This is a genomic window from Hanamia caeni (genome assembly GCF_003721595.1).
In the GTDB taxonomy this organism is placed as follows: Bacteria; Bacteroidota; Bacteroidia; order Chitinophagales; family Chitinophagaceae; genus Ginsengibacter; species Ginsengibacter caeni.
On the sequence record NZ_RJJR01000006.1, the window covers coordinates 80,730 to 95,722 of the forward strand.

13 protein-coding genes are annotated in these 14,993 nt (G+C 37.5%); 7 read left to right on the plus strand and 6 right to left on the minus strand.

What is annotated here, in order from left to right:
• Positions 1 to 4: 4 nt before the first annotated feature.
• Positions 5 to 739: an NAD(P)H-binding protein gene (locus EFY79_RS09355; protein ID WP_123120437.1), complete on the minus strand. Its 735-nt coding sequence runs from the start codon at positions 737 to 739 to the stop codon at positions 5 to 7.
• 31 nt (positions 740 to 770) lie between these two features.
• Between EFY79_RS09355 and murB the strand changes: the two genes are divergently transcribed.
• Entirely contained in the window at positions 771 to 1,787 is a 1,017-nt protein-coding gene (murB, locus tag EFY79_RS09360; RefSeq protein ID WP_123120438.1) for a UDP-N-acetylmuramate dehydrogenase, read from the plus strand.
• A gap of 97 nt (positions 1,788 to 1,884) precedes the next feature.
• Here the strand turns inward: murB and EFY79_RS09365 are convergent, their stop codons facing one another.
• Together EFY79_RS09365 and EFY79_RS09370 are read right to left on the minus strand one after the other, a co-directional pair.
• On the minus strand, positions 1,885 to 2,358 hold the full coding sequence (locus EFY79_RS09365) for a hypothetical protein (RefSeq protein WP_123120439.1): 474 nt from the start codon (positions 2,356 to 2,358) through the stop codon (positions 1,885 to 1,887).
• A 113-nt stretch (positions 2,359 to 2,471) separates the two neighbouring features.
• Positions 2,472 to 3,707 carry an ABC transporter permease gene (locus tag EFY79_RS09370; protein ID WP_123120440.1) on the minus strand — a complete coding sequence of 412 codons (1,236 nt, stop codon included), beginning with the start codon at positions 3,705 to 3,707 and terminating at the stop codon, positions 2,472 to 2,474.
• 49 nt (positions 3,708 to 3,756) lie between these two features.
• Between EFY79_RS09370 and EFY79_RS09375 the strand changes: the two genes are divergently transcribed.
• Complete coding sequence (locus tag EFY79_RS09375; protein WP_123120441.1) at positions 3,757 to 5,040, plus strand: type IX secretion system plug protein; 1,284 nt, start codon at positions 3,757 to 3,759, stop codon at positions 5,038 to 5,040.
• Between the two features lie 50 nt (positions 5,041 to 5,090).
• Here EFY79_RS09375 and EFY79_RS09380 read toward each other — a convergent pair whose 3' ends face one another.
• Positions 5,091 to 5,597 (minus strand): Lrp/AsnC family transcriptional regulator, encoded by a 507-nt coding sequence (locus tag EFY79_RS09380; RefSeq protein WP_123120442.1) that lies wholly within the window; start codon positions 5,595 to 5,597, stop codon positions 5,091 to 5,093.
• A 132-nt stretch (positions 5,598 to 5,729) separates the two neighbouring features.
• Between EFY79_RS09380 and ahcY the strand changes: the two genes are divergently transcribed.
• The 3 genes from ahcY to EFY79_RS09395 all read left to right on the plus strand — a co-directional run bounded on the left by ahcY (position 5,730) and on the right by EFY79_RS09395 (position 8,008).
• A complete protein-coding gene (ahcY, locus tag EFY79_RS09385) occupies positions 5,730 to 7,058 on the plus strand; it encodes an adenosylhomocysteinase (protein WP_123120455.1) in 1,329 nt (442 codons plus the stop codon).
• Between the two features lie 110 nt (positions 7,059 to 7,168).
• Complete coding sequence (locus tag EFY79_RS09390; protein ID WP_123120456.1) at positions 7,169 to 7,594, plus strand: hypothetical protein; 426 nt, start codon at positions 7,169 to 7,171, stop codon at positions 7,592 to 7,594.
• 102 nt (positions 7,595 to 7,696) lie between these two features.
• Entirely contained in the window at positions 7,697 to 8,008 is a 312-nt protein-coding gene (locus EFY79_RS09395) for a hypothetical protein (protein WP_123120443.1), read from the plus strand.
• A gap of 53 nt (positions 8,009 to 8,061) precedes the next feature.
• Here the strand turns inward: EFY79_RS09395 and EFY79_RS09400 are convergent, their stop codons facing one another.
• A complete protein-coding gene (locus EFY79_RS09400; protein WP_123120444.1) occupies positions 8,062 to 10,626 on the minus strand; it encodes a TonB-dependent receptor in 2,565 nt (854 codons plus the stop codon).
• Between the two features lie 230 nt (positions 10,627 to 10,856).
• Positions 10,857 to 12,014 carry a DUF6515 family protein gene (locus EFY79_RS09405; protein WP_148041892.1) on the minus strand — a complete coding sequence of 386 codons (1,158 nt, stop codon included), beginning with the start codon at positions 12,012 to 12,014 and terminating at the stop codon, positions 10,857 to 10,859.
• Between the two features lie 205 nt (positions 12,015 to 12,219).
• Between EFY79_RS09405 and EFY79_RS09410 the strand changes: the two genes are divergently transcribed.
• Positions 12,220 to 13,143: a serine hydrolase gene (locus EFY79_RS09410; RefSeq protein ID WP_123120446.1), complete on the plus strand. Its 924-nt coding sequence runs from the start codon at positions 12,220 to 12,222 to the stop codon at positions 13,141 to 13,143.
• Positions 13,144 to 13,466: 323 nt separating this feature from the next.
• The coding region (locus EFY79_RS09415; RefSeq protein WP_199727500.1) for an MBG domain-containing protein at positions 13,467 to 14,993 on the plus strand (1,527 nt) is incomplete at its 3' end.

The window sequence follows — 14,993 nt, forward strand, 5'->3', positions numbered from 1 at the left end:
TGTTTTATTTGCTGCTCTGCTGTTGGTTTGAGCTTATCTTCTGAAAAATTTCTTCAAGTTCTGATTTATACTCTCTTGCCATATCCATTATTTGTTCATAATCGAAATAGCAGATTCCTTTTTTATTTTTTTTGCTTTCATATATCATTGCTTTAGCTACAGTGTTCGCGCCAATCGCATGATATTTTCTAAGCGGGCCGAGAAATATGAATGAAAAAAGATCCATAAGTGTTTGTGCAAGTAGATCCTTAAAGTGGCTTTCTTTTCTCACGCCGTTCAATAAAGAGGGTCGAAAGATGCTAATGCTTTCATACGGAAATTGTTTCAGTGAATTTTCTATTTTGCCTTTCAGTTGCAAATAAAAATTCGACGAACTTTCATTTGCTCCTACAGATGATATAATTAAAAATTTTTTGAATTGCTGCCGGATGCCTATTGCTGCTGCATTTACAGGAATATCATGATCTATTTTTTCATACATCACTTTATCGCCATTTACTTTTTTCTGTGTGGTTCCTATGCACGAAAAGATTACATCTCCTTCTCCCATTTTTATTTTAAAATCTTCTTTATCATTAAAATTAACGATGCGCTGATCCAATTTGGGATGCGAGATTTCAAGATGATTTCTTCCAAGCGTTCTGACAATTTTAAAATCCGGATCGTTTATCAAATCCCGCACGAGCAGACCACCGGTTAAACCTGACGCTCCCAAAACAACTGCTATACCATCTTTCATTGTTTCAATTTTTGCCCTTAATTTTAAATTTATGCAAGTTCATCAAAATTATCCACTACGAAAATTAAATACGTTTGGTATTAATGTATTTTCAAAATTTTTTTCATCCTTTTCTTCAGCGGAAGAATTGCAGGAATTATTAAAAATACAACCTGGTGAAAAACGATTAATTCTTGGTGGAGGAAGTAACATTTTGTTTACGAAAAATTTTGATGGCTTCATTTTAAAAAATGAAATTCCCGGAATTGATATTATGCATACGGATGATGAATTTGTGTTTGTTCGCGCCGGGGCAGGGGTTTCGTGGCATTCTTTTGTAACGTTTTGTGTGAATAATAATTTTGGAGGCGTAGAAAATCTTTCATTGATTCCGGGAAATGTGGGCGCTTCTCCTATGCAAAACATAGGCGCTTATGGAGTTGAAATTAAAGATGTTTTTTATGAATTGGAAGCATTGCATTTGCATGAAAAGTTCATCCAAAAATTTAATGCGATGGATTGCAATTTTGGATACAGGGACAGTGTTTTTAAAAACAAGTATAAAAATCAATTTGCCATTTTGAACGTTACTTATCAGTTAAAAAAAAATCCGGATTATAATATTTCTTATGGCGCAATTAAAGAGGAATTGGAAAAAATGAAAGTGGATAACGTGACTATCAAAGCTATTTCTGATGCGGTAATCAGCATACGTACTTCTAAATTGCCAGATCCTTCAATGATTGGAAATGCAGGGAGCTTTTTTAAAAACCCTTTGGTAAGAAAAAAAGAAGTGGATGCTATAACTACATCTTTCGAAGATCTTAAAATGCCTGTTTATAAAATCGATGAAAATAATTATAAAATTCCCGCAGGATGGCTGATCGAAAATTGTGGATGGAAAGGATATAGAAACGGAGATGCAGGCTGCTACAGCAAGCAGGCTTTAGTGCTGGTGAATTATGCAAATGCAACAGGCAAAGAAATTTATGATTTAAGTGAAGCAATCAAAATTTCTGTTGAAGAAAAGTTTGGAATTTCTTTGGAAAGGGAAGTGAATATTATTTAGTGTTAATATCCGGAAATATTTTTTTCTCATTAAAAAAAAGGCCTTTTTTACAGGCCTTTTCCTGGGTTAGTAAACACGTCTTAGGAAAAACTGCTTTTTATTTTTTTGTAAAAAAATAAGTTATTGTCCCTGTACTGTCGCTGCCGGCATTTATGTTTGAAGTGGCTGAAAAACTATTACTGCTAATCGGCCCTAAGTCTAATTTGAAGCCACTTTCCACGTTTCTTGGTTTCATTCCATTAAGTTTCTTAAACACAAACTGTGCATTATCTCCCTTACCTTCTACACCCCAGTAAATATTTTCTTTGGTTCCATTAGTCAGGGTGAACGAACCATTACCGTTTTTTATTAAATTCCAGGTACTTTCTTTAAAATCATTAAAGGGCGCTTCATCAAAAACCGTGGACACCTTATATGCCGCAGGCATTTTTACATCAATATTTGAAAGAGTCCACGTTCCTGAAAGATGACTCCTGTTGGGTTTTAGGTTGGTAGCGTTTTTAGAAGATGTGCAACACCATAAAAAAGTAGTTAAGAACAAGGTCATAACCACTACGAAATTTTTTTTCATAAAATACTATGTTGGTTAATCTGCACAATTACACAAATCCTGCCAAAACCATTTTTACATGTATCAGTTGGATAAGTAAACAAACAAAAAGTGAATATTTTTATTCTGTTTTTTTAGCGGAATTCTATAGCTTTCACGGGTTGTACTTTTCTGATAAGCAATGAAGGAATAATGAGCATCATAAAACAAATTATCAACGTACCAATATCAACAGCTACCACTTGCCACCACACAATATCTGCATGGGCCTCACTCATAAAGTAAGCCTCTTCGTCAAGCTTGATAAAACCGGTCCACTGTTGCAGGTAACATATTCCGAGGCCTAAGATAGTTCCGGCAATTACCCCGGTGAATGCGATAATCGTTGTATTGTACAGGAAAATTTTTTGTATGGTAAAATTTTTTGCGCCAATAGCTTTTAGGATGCCAATCATTGTTGTTCTTTCTAAAACAAGAATTATAAGACAGGTAATCAAATTGACCACCGCTATTACAATCATTATTACCAATAAAATACTTTTGATTCTTCCCTGTAAATTAAGCCAGTCGAAAATATTAGGATATATTTCTTCGATGGTTTTGCTATACCATCTTCCCGGCAATTGGTCAGAATCATATAAATAATTGTTGACTGCATCCGTTTGCTTATAGTCCTTCAAAAAAATTTCGTATCCGCCTATTTCGTTCGCATTCCAGTCGTTCAGACGTTGAATTAATTTTATATCACCGATGCAAAAATTATGGTCATATTCATCAATGCCTGTTTTATAGATTCCTGCGATTTTTAATTTCCGGGCGCGCTGGGTTCCATTATTTTGAATGAATAATATAATTACACTATCACCCACGCTTGCCTCTAACTGTTTGGCGGTGTAAGCGGAAATATCAATGTCTTTGCTGTAGCTGCTGTCGGTAAATGAAATCCATTTGCCGCTTTGCAAAAAAGAGTTTAACCTTTTAAAATCAAAACTACTGTCCACTCCTTTCATCAACACACTTTCAATATCATCTTTAAATCTGATAATAGCAGACTTGGTGGCGTACCGCGCCACACTTTTTACCTCGGGCAAATTTTTCAGAAAGGTTTCCAATGTATCGTTTCGTTCGATTGGTGTCTCTTCCGCAATATTAGCCTGTGTTAAAACATTTTGTTGAACCCGGATGTGTCCCCAAAAGCTGAAAACTTTATTGCTAATCACATTTTGAAATCCATTTACGAAACTCAAAGCCACTATCATAACTGCGACACTAATCATCGTAGCCGTTATCGCCAGGCCAATAATAAAGCGTGAGAAGGTTTTCTGTTTGTTAAAGGCAATCCGCCCTGCTATAAATGATGAGACATTCAAAAGACCTAAATTTGATTTTTGTAAAACTAATTTTTTTTAAAATATTTAAATGAAATCACTGAAAGTTGTTTTTATATTCCTTTTTATTGCGGCGAGCAATCGCTTGTCGGCCCTGAATCCTGACAGCATTTATAACAGTAATATTAAAACGGTGAGGCTTTACACAACCGGCAACCAGCTTACTATTCCGGTAATTCATTTAAAGGGCAATGATGCGCTTCAGTTGCAATTTGATGATCTGGATGCCGATGTAAAATATTACTATTACACTTACCAGCTTTGTAACAGCGATTGGACACCATCAAACCTGGGGCAATTTGATTATTTAAAAGGGTTTACCCAACAGCGGATTACGAAGTATCGCTTTTCGTCTATAGCTCATATCCGTTATACTCATTATGAAGTTGTTTTGCCCGACCAATCAATGTATCCTACACGCTCGGGAAATTATATTCTTAAAGTATATATTAATAATGACACGTCGCAAATTGCCTTTACAAAGAGACTGATGGTTGTAGATACCAAAGCAACCATAACTGCAAGAGTGGTGAAACCTGTTTCGCCTGAATATTTTAATACGCATCAAAAGGTAGATTTTTCTGTGGATGTGAAGGCATTGCAATCATTCAGCGCTCCGCAGCAAATAAGTGTGGTACTGCTTCAAAATTACAGGTGGGATAACGCTATCACTAATCTAAAGCCTGCGTTTATTCGCGGCAACTCGTTAGAATACAATACTCCGAATACTGGACTTTTTGGCGCGGGCAAAGAGTGGCGATGGCTGGATGTTAGGGATTTTCATTTACAGAGCGACCGCGTTGCCACTGCAAATTATAATAAGAATTCAACCGATATTTTTTTAAGATCAGATATTCCTTTATCCACACAACGATATGTGTATTATCGCGATTTGAACGGCCTGTCAACTATTGAAGCTATTCGTGGAATAAATCCTTTTTATGAAGGAGATTACGCGACAGTATATTTTTCATTTGCGCCACCTAACGGTCAGCCATACACGAATAATGATATTTATTTATTCGGCCAGTTGACCAATTATAATTACATAGATAGCCTTAAAATGAAATTTAATCCTGAAAAATCTTTGTACGAAACGCATTTGTTGCTTAAACAAGGGTATTATGATTATACTTACATAGCGGTTGATAAAAGCAATCCTTCCGTCCGTATTGATTTAGATGGAAATTATTTCGAAACGGAGAATGTTTATACAATTTTAGTTTATTACAAACCTTTCATTGGGCGGGCTGATGAATTGATTGGCGTATACTCATTAAATTCCAGAACCGATCAGCCCGGACCAAGCTTTTAGTTCATACACTTGGCAGAGTTATCATAAATAAAAAATTGATTTTAAAGGACTCACTCTTCCCATACCACCTGGTGAGTCTGTTTGATGACGCCCATCACAAAAATACTTTGGATATGCCCTACATTTTCAATCTCACTTAATTTATTGACGTGGAAATCATAATACGCATTCATATCTTCACAGAGTACCTTCAGCATAAAATCAAACTCGCCTGAGATGCTGAAGCATTCGATGATTTCATTCAGGTTATTGATCACTTTAATAAATTTTTCTCCAGCCTTTTTACCATGCTCCTTCAGCGAAACATAACAGATTACCATCAAGGATTTTTTCACTTTACGGTTATCAACAAGCGTCGCATATTGTTTTATAATTCCCGACTCTTCCATCCGTTTGATTCTTTCATGTACAGGAGTCGTGCTTAAATGAATTTTTTCGGAAATCTCTTTTACTGTTACGCGCGCATTTTGCTGGAGCAGTTTCAAAATCAACAAATCTTTTTTATCTGGTTGATAATCGGGAATAATCAATTTTTCTTTTTTCAATTGAGATTTCATGTAAGATTGCTATTTTATTCTTTTTATCTTCAGTTTACTTCAAATATATCCTAAAGTCTTTAAAGGTATTAGTATTTTATTCTGATTTCGTTAAATTTGCGATTTAAAAAAATCAAAAAAAAAAAAATAATTATGCCATCAACTACAAAAGATAAGATTGATTTTGACCTTAAGTATAAAGTAAAAGACATTAGTCTTGCCGATTGGGGTCGCAAAGAAATCAATTTAGCCGAAGCAGAAATGCCGGGCTTAATGTCGCTTCGCGAAGAATTCGGAAACTCAAAGCCCTTGAAAGGCGCACGCATTGCGGGTTGTCTTCACATGACCATTCAAACGGCTGTGCTTATCGAAACCCTGGTTGAATTAGGCGCAGAAGTAAAATGGAGCTCATGTAATATTTTCTCAACTCAGGACCAGGCGGCGGCGGCCATTGCAGCAAAGGGAATTGGTGTATTTGCCTGGAAGGGAGAAACACAGGAAGAAGCAGATTGGTGCATCGAACAAACATTATTTTTCGGTAGCGAGGATCGCCCGCTGAATATGATTTTGGATGATGGCGGCGACCTCACGAATATGGTTTTTGATCAATACCCTGAATTGATTCAGCATATCAAAGGTTTATCTGAAGAAACTACTACCGGCGTCCACAGGTTGTATGAAAGAATGGAAAAAGGTACTTTGCCTATTCCTGCCATCAACATCAACGACTCAGTCACCAAATCAAAATTTGATAATAAGTATGGTTGCAAAGAAAGTTTGGTAGATGCCATTAGAAGAGCTACTGATATTATGATGGCCGGGAAAGTGGCTGTGGTGGGCGGATACGGTGATGTAGGAAAAGGTTCTGCTGCCAGTTTGCGCGGCGCAGGGGCAAGAGTGATTGTTACTGAAATCGATCCTATATGTGCTTTGCAGGCGGCCATGGATGGTTATGAGGTGAAGAAAATGATTGATGCCGTTAAAGAAGCCGATATTATTGTTACGGCTTCAGGATGTCGCGATTTGATTACCGGCGATCATTTTAAACTTATGAAAGACAAGGCAATCGTTTGTAATATTGGGCATTTTGATATTGAAATTGATATTGCGTGGTTGAACAAAAATTATGGAAATACAAAGGATACAATTAAGCCCCAGGTTGATATGTATACGATGGACGGAAAGGATGTAATTATCCTGGCAGAAGGCCGTTTGGTAAACTTAGGCTGTGCCACCGGTCATCCCAGTTTTGTGATGAGTAATTCATTTACCAACCAGGTTTTGGCGCAAATGGAATTATGGCAACATTCAGAAAATTATGAAAACAAAGTGTATGTGCTTCCCAAACATCTTGATGAAAAAGTTGCGCGGTTACATTTAAAAAAGATTGGTGTGGAACTGGATGTACTTTCTGACAAACAAAGTGCCTATTTAAATATTCCGAAAGAGGGACCTTACAAATCTGAGATGTATAGATATTAATTAGAAGCGCTTTGCGCCTGCGATTCATTTAATAACCCACTTTGCAAAAGGTGGGTTTTTAGTTCCATTAAATCCCGGGTCATTCTTTATTTTTGTTTAAAGCCGATAACATGCAACAAAACAGACCTAAACTGGACATCATTAATATGCTGCTTGAAGATTGCATTATTGCGTTTCCTGTTTCTTCATTTGTGATAAGCATTTACCAGCAGTACCAGCGTAGAGGTTGGCTAAGTAAGAAGCAATTGCAGGGATTGTATGATAAGGCTTCGAAGATTAATGGTGTATTGCCCGGGCGGTTGGCGGCATTGGAATCCATCATTAAAAAAATGCCCACTCGGCAAAAATCTGAACTACCCGAAAACGCACCGCTCTTTGAAAAAGATCCGGAGGCAGGCAAACTCATTGATGAAATTTTACGTAAATTTCCCCAACACAAAAGAGTTTTATTTTTGAAATCCAGATATGATAATAATGAAATACTTTCTGCAAATGATATCGCTGAATTAAAGAAATTCCGGCAATATTTAAAATAAACTTGCATGGCAGATCGTTTTCATTAACATAAGATTTTATTTTCGGATTAATTTTTGAACTTCATTTTTAGTCTTATAGATGGGAACTAAAATTTGTCAATCATGGAAAAAGTTATACAACAGGAAATATTACTGATAAGCGGAACAAAATTTTCTTCAAGACAGTGCTGGCAAAAAATGAATGACAGGTCGCGGCCTGCTTCTGAAATAGAACAGTTAGAAGACGCCTGCTGGAACGGCCTTTTGAATGAAATGCTTCCTGAGATTTTCGTTTCACAAAGGGATCTGTTTCTTTGGCAAATCAGGGAAACCAAATGTGGCCTGGAAATTGAACTGGGCGAACTTCCCGCCGAGGTTGATTATTTTTATTCTATCGATCCTTATTTATGTATAGGCAGTTCTCGCCTGAATTAAAAATTATCAGAAAATAAAAATTACAATTATTTGTGGTTTTACTAGCTGGATGATTAACTATCCTCTCTGTCGACGTTTTTTCTGAACAAGCTAAAATCCGAATTGCCAAATTTGTAGCTAAACGTTAGCCTGAAGCTTCTTACATGGCGCATGTTGTAGCTTTCCTGGTAAAATGTGGGCGTATTGTAAATCACACCAAATTTGTGGCTGTTGAAAATATCTTCCACGCTGAATGTGATGGAGCCGCGATTGTTTTTGAACAAATCTTTTTGCAAAGCAAAATCTGAGCTAAATCTTTCCAATCGTTTTCCTTGCGGAATCACGCTTGGAGAACGGTATTCGGCTGTGAGCTGAAAGCTGAGATTATTAAATGCATTGGCAGGTTCTTTTGTTTTTATTTTATAGTTTGAAGTGAACTTCGTGCTAAAATCAAAGCCTTCGTTGCTGAGATCAAATGATTTTTGCGGAGCATTTACTTTTCGGTATCCCACATTTATATTAGGTGTGATATCGAAGTTGTCTCCAAATTTTTGCTGCCAGGTAAGCTCAAGACCTGCGCGGTTGGTATTCTTCGCATTTATAAAGGTGTTTAAAATCGCATTGGGATCTACGGCAGCATTCTGAAGATCTGCGTATTGTTTGGAAGTGAGCGTATCGCTAAAACGTGTAATATCGCCTGTTGTATTCCTGAAATAAATACTTGCTAGAAAATTGCTGTTATTTTTAAAAGACTTACTGTAATTAAATTCAAGAGAATTTGTGTATTCGGGTTTTAATTCCGGATTTCCCTGCTGTATATTCAAAGGGTCATTAATGTCAATGAACGGATTTAATTGCCAGAAGTCTGGCCGCCTTATCCTTCTCGAATAGTTTAATTGCAATTCATCGGTTTCATTTAATTTTTTGGATAAATAAAGGCTTGGAAAAAGAGCATCAAGAATGTTATCGATTTTAGATGGATATTCATAACCAAATTTTTTGGCGCTGTCGATGAGTGTTCCCGAAAATTTCGAATACTCTCCGCGTAATCCTGCCTGGTAGCCTATGCTAATTATTTTGCCGGTGTAGGTAAAATAGGCCGCTTGCACATTTTCAGTATATTCATAATTATTGCTGAGCGGCAATTTGGTTTGTGTTCCATTTTTTACGGAATAAGAATTAAAATGGCTGGTGTAGTCATTTATGTAACTGCGTAATCCTGCCTCGATTTTTTTATCATCGCCCAAAGGATTTACGTAATCAATTTTTGCAGTAACCTGGGTATTATCGTTGGCTCCGTCATCATTCACCACGCTGGGATCGCCGGTTAATGCGCCCTGTTTATCATAAAAGCTGTTCACGATAGCATTTGCAGAAGTAACTCCACCGTAATTCACCTTTACGCTCGCATCAAGCGTTTCACCTTCTTTTGGAAACTTATGCGTATAATAAAGTGAAGAGCTATTTCTCTTAAATTGAAAATTGCCGTTTGAAGTGCGGGTTCCGGTTCGGGTTAGATCATTTTGTGCATCATAATATTCCTGGTCCTGCATTTGGTTGTTATCAAATTTACCATTAACATATCCCTGCGATAATGTAAATGTGTTTCTGTTATCAAGAAAAAAATCTACCCCGCCTCTCAGTGCAAAAAACTCACGCTTGCGATTGTTCAGCGAGTGTTGATTAAAATAATTTTCAACCACGCCTTCTGACTTGTTTTGCCTGAAGCTTTTTCCTTTGCCATCACTGTTCCCATAATTATAATGGCTGCTTACAAAGAAATTGAATTTGCCCTGGCGGAGGTTTAGATTAATGTTGCCCGCATAGCGTGTAGGAATGCCGCCGGTAATTGATACAAGCCCATTGAGGCCATATCTTTTGTCCTTTTTTAAAATAACATTTATAATTCCTGCAGTGGACGATGCATCATATTTCGCAGAAGGATTGGTGATAATTTCTATCCGGTCGATGTCATCCGAAGAAATTTGATCAAGCGTAAGAATAGTAGGCCGACCATCCACAAAAATAGTCGGACTTGAATTTCTTAATTGCACATTTCCATCTACATCCACAGAAACGGAGGGTATGTTTTTCATTACGTCCACAGCAGTACCACCCTTCGAGGTGATACTTTTGCTTACATCAAAAATCTTTTTATCTATCCCTAATTTTAAAGCTGGCCTTTGCGCTACTATGGTAACTGTTTGCAATTGTTCATTTTGCCTGGCCATCACAATATTGCCAAGATCTTTATGTATAATTTCTGTATCGTTGGTTCTTCCAATTTGAATGAGATGATTGTATATTGAATAACCCACTGCACTTACTTCAACCCTAAAGTTGGAAATTGGGGGAATATTTGAAATAAGAAAATCTCCATTTGGTTTTGTGAGCATCACAGCAATGAGCGAATCGTCGGGTGTAGTGGATGTAGAGTCATTTTCGACAGCAAACAACTGAACAGAAGCGGCATTAATACCTTTACTATTTTGGAGGTCTACAACTCTTCCAAGAATGGAACTTGTGCTCTTTATTTTTATTTCGACTGCATCCTGTGTAGGCAAAGGCTCTTTTTCTACCTGGGCTTTCAAAGAATTAATAAATAAGAAAAAAGAAAGTGATAAAATTAAATGCCTCATAATAAATTGAATTCGTTCAAATGTAAGTTTTCGGCCATGCAAAAATCCCTTTGATTTTTTAAACGGTAATCAAGAATTACCGTTTCGTTTAATGTATTAAAATAAATCGGATAAACACCTACCGTTCATGTACACCCTTACAATATGAAAGGAATTTAACGTTTAACAAACAGAAGTGTATAAAAAAACCGGCAAAAGCCGGCTTTTTAAAAAATAAGAAAACCTAAAAATTATTTGCCCACTACCTCATATTGAATTGTTCCATTATTATTTTTTTGCTTTAAATACATATTATCGGGAGTTTCATATAATTGTTCACCATTTATTGTTACGATTTTAGAATCTTCAGGAAGCTGGGAAATAACATCTCCGATTTGTAAAGATTCAGGGGAAGCCAACAGGCTGGTGCCGCCAGTGGTCGAGTTATTAATGACACCATTTTTTCCTACCACAATAAAAACGTTGTTGCCATTGCTATCCACATCAGTTCTGTAGTAAGTGCCATTTAGTTCGTACAATTGTTCTCCATTTACAATGACTGAACGAGTGCCATCAGGCAATGAGCTGACGACAGCGCCCATAGGCGCATCAACTACCTGGTAAGAATCACTGTATTGCCTGTAATAAATACCATTATAGTAATAAAATGGAATTCCTCCTGAAAAGAATCTTACATAACCTGCAGGAAGCACATTAATCTGAAGGCCAAAAGGAGGGAAAAGTGGTTGATAAAAACCGTTATAATACCCATAATAAAATCCATCATAGTAGTAATATGGATAGCCGCCAAAATGTATGGAAATAAAGTTACGAGGGATGACGCTATAACGCGGCCCATAAATAAACCGGGTTCTGTGGCCATAAACTGTTCCGTAGTAGTGATAGCGATATCCATAACGATTAGAACTATAACGGGTATTGTAATAATTATCACGGTAATTATTTTGATACACGTTTCGGGAAACCGCTCTGTTGCGATCAAAATGACTATTTCTTGTAACGTTGTTACCGTTGTTTCTTGAAACAATCAATCTTTCGTTAAAAGAATTCCTGTTTACAGGTTCAGAAAAAACTCTCTGAGCATTATTACGGTTTTGCACGGATGAGGAATTTCTTTCTGTCCGGGACGTTCTTTCCGGAGCTTGCCTGTAGGTCATTTCACGCGAAGGAGTTTGCCTTTGCATGCCGGATGAGTAGCTTCTGCTATTATTAGACCCGGCCGCAGGCCTTGATTCCCTGCTAAAAGAAGGACCTGTGCTGCGTGAAGCGTTGCGCGAGACACTTGAATTTCCACTTCCTCTCATTTCCCTTACTCTTTGTGCATTTGCAACATTCGCCATTCCTGTCATAATTATTATAGCAGAAAATACGTGGAGTATGTTTTTCATTTATTCATTAATTATTTGTAAAAGATATATTACCAAATTTAATTTATTTGCGTTGCAATAATTGTTAAATAATATTACATCGCATTCATAAAAACCGCATTATTTAGACGGAGCAAAATTGAAATCGTTTAATCAGCATTGATTTTTTTTCAAACAGAAATTGCTTCTAAAAATCTTTAAGATTGTTTACTTTTCAAAAAAAAGAATGAAAAGCCATATATACATTTTTATTTGCTCCTTTATGGCAGTGTTTTCTTTTACTGCAAATGCGCAGTATCGAACTGATAAAAAACTGGAAAATAAATTACGTGTTTTGTTAAGTTCATTTCATGGCACTGCCGGTGTATATGTCCGAAATTTAAGAACCGGCAAAGAAGCGGCAATAATTGCTGATACAATTTTTCCTACCGCGAGCATTGTAAAAGTTCCGATTCTTGTAGGTATTTTTAAAAAAATTGATGAAGGGGTTTATACTTATCACCAGCCACTTATTTACCGTGATAGCATTGCCCGCGGAGGCTCAGGCCTGATGCAGTTTTTTAAAGATTCGACGCCAACGGAAGTGCGAACTCTTGTTTCCCTTATGCTTTCGCACAGCGATAATACGGCTGCGGTATGGTGTGAAAAGCTCGCCGGCGGGGGAGTGGAAATTAATTCGTGGTTAGAAAAAAATGGATTTAGATATACCCGTGTAAATGCGCGTACGCCGGGGCGTGAAAAAATGAATAAGGAATATGGCTGGGGACAAACCACACCCAGGGAAATGTCTGATTTAATGGTTATGATCCGCGAAGGTAAAACTGTAAGTAAGGCTGCCAGCGAACAGATGTACAGAGACCTAACGGATGTTTTTTGGGATGAATATGCATTGTCTCAAATTCCGCCGTATGTGCAGGCTGCATCAAAACAAGGCATGGTAGATGCTTCCCGTTCGGAAGCAGTTTTGGTGAATGCTCCGCACGGCGACTATGTTTTTTATGTAGCCACGAAAAATAATAAAGACACACGATGGGAAACTAATAATGAGGCATGGCAGTTAGCGCGGGATGTTTCCTCTTTGTTGTGGAATTATTTTGAGCCCCACTATGGCTGGAAGCCGGCTGCCGGGGTGGAAAAATTGAGGCAATAAATGTTTGAATGATTATTTATTTCCCCATTAATATTTCCTGCGGGATCAACTTTTCTAAAGGGTATTAACCGAAGTTTTCAGGGATTAAAAATTGCCCGTGTAGTTGTATGGAATAGTAAATAAAAATAATTAAAAAGAAATTTGACCGTTTAAAAAAAACAACTATTTTTACTTTTTATTACCCCTCGAGCTAACAAAAAATTCCGATAATTTCTAATTCACTCCATTACCTATGAACAGATAAATTATATTTATCATAAACTCGTTTGAATCAATATCTTAATTGAACTAAAATTATTAATAACTATTTCAAACTTTAGTTTATGAGATTATTCTTACGCTCACTTTTACTTACTTTTTTTGCCGTTACACTTGCTAATGCAGGTGCGTTTTCACAAACGGCAACTATTAATACTGATCAGTTGGATTATCCTCCGGGAAGTACTGTAATTATTACTGGCACCGGTTGGCAGCCAGGGGAAACAGTAACCCTCCAGGTATTGCACGAAGGAGAAACCGGCGATAATGCAATAAGTGGCGCGCACGCGCCTTTTACCGCTGTAGCAGATGCCAGTGGAAATGTTTCATCCACATGGGTGGTGCCTCTTGATGAGGATGAATTAGGTGCGACATTGTTGCTGACTGCTGATGGGGTGATTTCAGGAAGGCATGCGGAAACTACTTTTAAAGATGCGAATATTGTATTTACTGCTACAGGTTTGCCCCCAAACTCCTCATGCACAGTAACTGTAACATACTGGACAGTTCCACCCAAGAATGGTCAAAGTCAACAAGTTACAACACTACCACAACTAATTTCAGTAAATAATGGTGGTTCAGCAAGTAGTATCCCTATTGCAGCCAATCCAGGCACTACCATAACCTGGACATACAGTGATGCATCGGGTTTTATTTATACATCCTCATCTTATAATAATGGCACTCCTGTAAACGAAAGCACTGGATTTATTGTAGTTGGTAATCAAACAGGGGTAAGTTCAGTTATTGGTCATTATACGGAATGCACCGCTCCATTAATAAATAATGCGCTACTTAATCAAAATACAACATACGGTTTGGGGCCGGTAAGTTTTTCGGTAAACGCGACAGGCACATCATTAAATTATCAATGGCAGGTATTAACTACATCTGTTGGTGCAATCTGGACCGATATTCCTTCTGCAACATTTTCTTCTTATACAGTTACAACTGCGACGGTGGCAATGAGTGGATATCAATACAGGGTGATAGTTTCAGGTTGTAGTAGTGTGACAAGTAATGCTGCAACTTTAACTGTAAATAAAGCTAACCTCAGTATCACTGCTAACAATGAAACAAAAATTTATGGCGATGTAGTAACGTTTGCAGGATCTGAATTTACCGCCACGGGATTAGTCAATGGAGATGCAATCAATAGTGTAACTCTGGCTAGTACCGGAGCGGCGGCTACTGCAACTGTAACCACTCCTGGCCCAACATATCCGATTGTAGCAAGTGCAGCTGTTGGAACAGGTCTTGGCAACTATAACATAGCATACGCAAATGGTACTTTGACCGTTGGTGTCAAATCAATTACTGTAACGGCCTCTGACAGAACAAAAACGTATGGCGATGCAGTTGTTTTCACAGGAACTGAATTTAGCATACCTGCCGGGGCGATTGTCAATGGAGATGCAATCAATAGTGTAACTCTGGCTAGTACCGGAGCGGCGGCTACTGCAACTGTAACCACTCCTGGCCCAACATATCCGATTGTAGCAAGTGCAGCTGTTGGAACAGGTCTTGGCAACTATAACATAGCATACGCAAATGGTACTTTGACCGTTGGTGTCAAATCAATTACTGTAACG

What these genes read in the sequence shown, in the direction of transcription:
- EFY79_RS09390 (WP_123120456.1), top strand. Translation starts at nt 7,169, where the DNA reads ATGCAACAAAACAGACCTAAACTGGACATCATTAATATGCTGCTTGAA.
- EFY79_RS09400 (WP_123120444.1), bottom strand. Translation starts at nt 10,626, where the DNA reads ATGAGGCATTTAATTTTATCACTTTCTTTTTTCTTATTTATTAATTCT.
- EFY79_RS09395 (WP_123120443.1), top strand. Translation starts at nt 7,697, where the DNA reads ATGGAAAAAGTTATACAACAGGAAATATTACTGATAAGCGGAACAAAA.
- murB (WP_123120438.1), top strand. Translation starts at nt 771, where the DNA reads ATGCAAGTTCATCAAAATTATCCACTACGAAAATTAAATACGTTTGGT.
- EFY79_RS09405 (WP_148041892.1), bottom strand. Translation starts at nt 12,014, where the DNA reads ATGAAAAACATACTCCACGTATTTTCTGCTATAATAATTATGACAGGA.
- ahcY (WP_123120455.1), top strand. Translation starts at nt 5,730, where the DNA reads ATGCCATCAACTACAAAAGATAAGATTGATTTTGACCTTAAGTATAAA.
- EFY79_RS09375 (WP_123120441.1), top strand. Translation starts at nt 3,757, where the DNA reads ATGAAATCACTGAAAGTTGTTTTTATATTCCTTTTTATTGCGGCGAGC.
- EFY79_RS09355 (WP_123120437.1), bottom strand. Translation starts at nt 739, where the DNA reads ATGAAAGATGGTATAGCAGTTGTTTTGGGAGCGTCAGGTTTAACCGGT.
- EFY79_RS09410 (WP_123120446.1), top strand. Translation starts at nt 12,220, where the DNA reads ATGAAAAGCCATATATACATTTTTATTTGCTCCTTTATGGCAGTGTTT.
- EFY79_RS09365 (WP_123120439.1), bottom strand. Translation starts at nt 2,358, where the DNA reads ATGAAAAAAAATTTCGTAGTGGTTATGACCTTGTTCTTAACTACTTTT.
- EFY79_RS09380 (WP_123120442.1), bottom strand. Translation starts at nt 5,597, where the DNA reads ATGAAATCTCAATTGAAAAAAGAAAAATTGATTATTCCCGATTATCAA.